Consider the following 3,140-nt stretch of genomic DNA (forward strand, 5'->3'; position numbering starts at 1 on the left):
TCCCTACCGCGACCGCCGAACACGGTGGCCCGGCCCGACTCCGGCAGGTACGCATTTCCTGCGGCGAACCGCGCCAGGCGCCCGTGGGCACCGCAGCCGGCGGGGTGCCGAGCCCCGGAGCCGGGCCTACCCGCCGGTTACTTTTCCTCCTGTGTGAGCGTCGTTAACGGCACCCCACGTACCGGGCCGCCGGACGAAGGGGCCGGCGGGGCCGCATGATGGCGGTGACGGGCGTGCAGCATGGCCAGCGATAGTGGACATCTCCGACAGCAGACGGACACGATGAGCGGATGGTCCGTAACTGGTGGATCCGGTGGACTCCGGGATGGTGGCGGGACCGGCGGCTGTTCGTGGCGCACGTGTCGGTCTACGGCGACGACTTCATGGCCGGGCCGTTCCCCGGCCTGAACGCGTCGATCCGGTGGGCCGAGCAGCTCGTCCAGGACGCCGACCCCGCCTCCGTCGTCGAGATCCACGGCCACTACGAGACGTACACGCCCCGGCAGACCCGCCGCATCGCCCTGCACTGAAGACCGGCGGCGCCGGCGCCGGCCGGGCCTCGTAATTCCAGCAATCATGACACATCGCGACGCAACCGCCGGAGCAATAACCGCACATGGGACAGCGAACATCCGACCACCCGAGCTGAACAGCTACGATAAGTTGATATAGCCGGCACGTTCCGCATTATGATCGACTCTGTTTTTGATCGCCCACGACTTGATCGGTATCGAAAATAAAGATCGATAATGATCGAAAAGATGAAAGTGGATAAGATCAAAGATCTGCTTATTACGCGGCACTAGGGAGTTTTGCCATGGTGGACCCGGTTGCAACAACGGTCGCTCTTCTACTAGCCAAGAGCGCTTTGGAAAGTGCAGGTGGTCAGGTCGGTGAGAGTGTGTGGCGGGTGCTAACCCGGCTTGGTGACATCGTACAGCGGCAATGTCAGGAGGGAAGCGACGACGAGGAGACGCTGTCTCGGGCGCTTGCTGCTCCGGAGGATCCAGCCGCTGTCGAAAGACTTGCGCATCTGGTTCAGGAAATCATGGAAAGTGATCCCGAGTTTCGTAATCTTGTTGCCGAACTCGCAGAAGTTCCGTTGTCTGCTCATCCTGTGTTCAAGACGACCGTTCTTTCCGGTGGGTCAGTTGAGAAACTCGTCAACGTCGGTAACGTTTACGGGGATGTCCAACTTTGAATCATGAACAGTCGGGGAAAGATACCATGGCGAAGCCAACCGATGAAGAGCGTGAGCTGTGGGAGCGACTTAAAGATGCGTTGGAGGACGACTGGCGGGGCCGAGCGGTTCTAAGTCAATTAGGCAGGGATCCGAAGGAAGGAAGCGAGTCACTCTCGAAGCTTCTTTCTGAGATCCAACATCTCGGCGGGACATATTCACCGAAGCTTGCCACGATCGTCGCGTCCGGCGGAGACGTCGGGAAGCTGGTAAATGTCGCTCAGGTAGTGAACATCGGCGCTGTTCGCCGCCGTCGAATAACTGTTTTTTACGCTTTCGTTGGGGCGGTGGTCGTTCTTTCCGGAGTGCTCACCTCGACCGTCATCTACGTGAACTCGCCAGATGATGGTGCAAAGAAGATCAGTACGGCCATCGATGCTGACCCGTCGAATGCGCTCACTGGCCGAGCCGGGTCTGGCACTGAGTCGGAGCCGCGAAGGCTTCCATCGTGGCTCCTAGATCCCAATGACCCATTCGCTGCGTCGTTACCGGCCGCCTATGTGCCGTCCGAAGCCGTCACGGCATTAGCTCGTGCCCCAGTCAACAGCTACTCGGGCTATGATGGAGTTCCATACGAGATTCGAGCAGTATTTTTGAGATCCGCTCCGGAGGACGGATCCTCGGCTGCGAAGCCCGGCCATCATAAGATTGTGGTGGCAGTCCGTTTTGTCAACATTCAGAGTGACCGTAAGGCTCCGGTACCCATAGGCTCGGATTTCTTCGGAGTCGCGGTACCCATACAATATGTAGGTATCCAAGATCGGGATCTCGACGATAAACCTAACGGTAGATCTATCTGCGACTGGGGAAGTGGCTGGGAAAATAGCTGGACAAGCAGCAACACGAGCATTCAGCCCGATCGTTGTATTCAAAAACTTAAGCTTGCCCGTCAGGACGCTGATTTTAACTATGTCGATGTCAGAATTCCTGCACGAGAATATCTCGACCTTCTCTTCGTGGTAGTGGCTGACATCAGTGATGCTATACCAGGCCAGGCGCTTATATTGTTGGCACATGATAAGTTGCTAAGTACCGGCAGGCTATGAAGGACGACTTCAACCGGTCCTGGCGACGCGGCTACCGGATACGCATCGCCATAGTCGCCCTCGGTGCCATCTTCATGATCCCGGCTGTCGGCCTCGCCATCGTGCACGCGGCATGGGGCTGGCAGCTCCTTCTCGGCGCCGCCCTTCTCGCCGCAATCCGCGTCGTCGAGTTGGCCGACGACGCGGCCAGCAGGGCCGACGTGCTGCGAGCCGAGGCCCACGCGGTCACTCTCGCCGGCCGGGACGCGGTCCTGGCATCCATCGACTGGGACGCCAGCCACAACCCCGACCGGCGCGGCCGGCTACGCGTCCTGCTCTCGACCATGCCCAACGACGCCCAGCGGCGCCGCGCCACCGAACACGCCCCTCACTGACCCACCCTTTTCGATCACATTCCGACACCCAGAAAGGCACCACAATGATCAAAATGTCTGTTGTGCGGGACGCCGCGCTGACCGTCGGCGCGGTCGCCGTCGGTGTCATGGCCGCCGCCGAGTTCGACGTGTTCCCGGTTCGGACCCGGCGGACTGTCCCCACGGATGCCCTGCCCGCAACTCGCCACGGCTGGGTGTACATCGCCGACGGGATGTCCGGCCCGCGGGCCCGCCGGCTGCGTCCCGCCACCGCGCAGGAGGCGGCGGCCAGCGCGGCGTCCCGCGCCGCCGGTGACGGCGGCTGGATCGGCCTCGGCACCGACGGACAGACCTACCGCATCGACGACCCGCACGTGATCGACCACGGCGGCCGGTACAGCGCAACCCAGCAGGTAGACATCGTCTACGTCGACAACGGCGAGCGGGACGCCAGCACGCAGAGCACCGACGGCCTGACGGTCTACGACGACATGGCCGCCC

The 3,140-nt window shown here is 61.5% G+C and carries 5 protein-coding genes; all 5 read left to right on the forward strand.

The window, feature by feature from the left end; translation table 11 throughout:
* Window positions 1-290 precede the first annotated feature (290 nt).
* Window positions 291-530, forward strand: a complete 240-nt coding sequence (locus MJ797_RS26465; protein WP_239342422.1) for a hypothetical protein — start codon at window positions 291-293, stop codon at window positions 528-530.
* A gap of 287 nt (window positions 531-817) precedes the next feature.
* Entirely contained in the window at window positions 818-1,201 is a 384-nt protein-coding gene (locus tag MJ797_RS26470; RefSeq protein WP_239342425.1) for a hypothetical protein, read from the forward strand.
* A 26-nt stretch (window positions 1,202-1,227) separates the two neighbouring features.
* The gene (locus MJ797_RS26475; protein ID WP_239342428.1) at window positions 1,228-2,286 is read left to right on the forward strand and encodes a hypothetical protein; all 1,059 of its coding nucleotides are present in this window, start codon (window positions 1,228-1,230) and stop codon (window positions 2,284-2,286) included.
* Window positions 2,283-2,660 carry a hypothetical protein gene (locus tag MJ797_RS26480; protein ID WP_239342431.1) on the forward strand — a complete coding sequence of 126 codons (378 nt, stop codon included), beginning with the start codon at window positions 2,283-2,285 and terminating at the stop codon, window positions 2,658-2,660. The genes MJ797_RS26475 and MJ797_RS26480 overlap by 4 nt, the downstream gene beginning before the upstream one ends.
* 53 nt (window positions 2,661-2,713) lie before the next feature.
* Window positions 2,714-3,140 (forward strand): hypothetical protein (locus tag MJ797_RS26485; RefSeq protein WP_239342434.1); only part of this gene is annotated, 427 nt, incomplete at its 3' end.

This window comes from Protofrankia sp. CiP3, assembly GCF_917627345.1.
Lineage (GTDB): Bacteria > Actinomycetota > Actinomycetes > Frankiales > Frankiaceae > Protofrankia.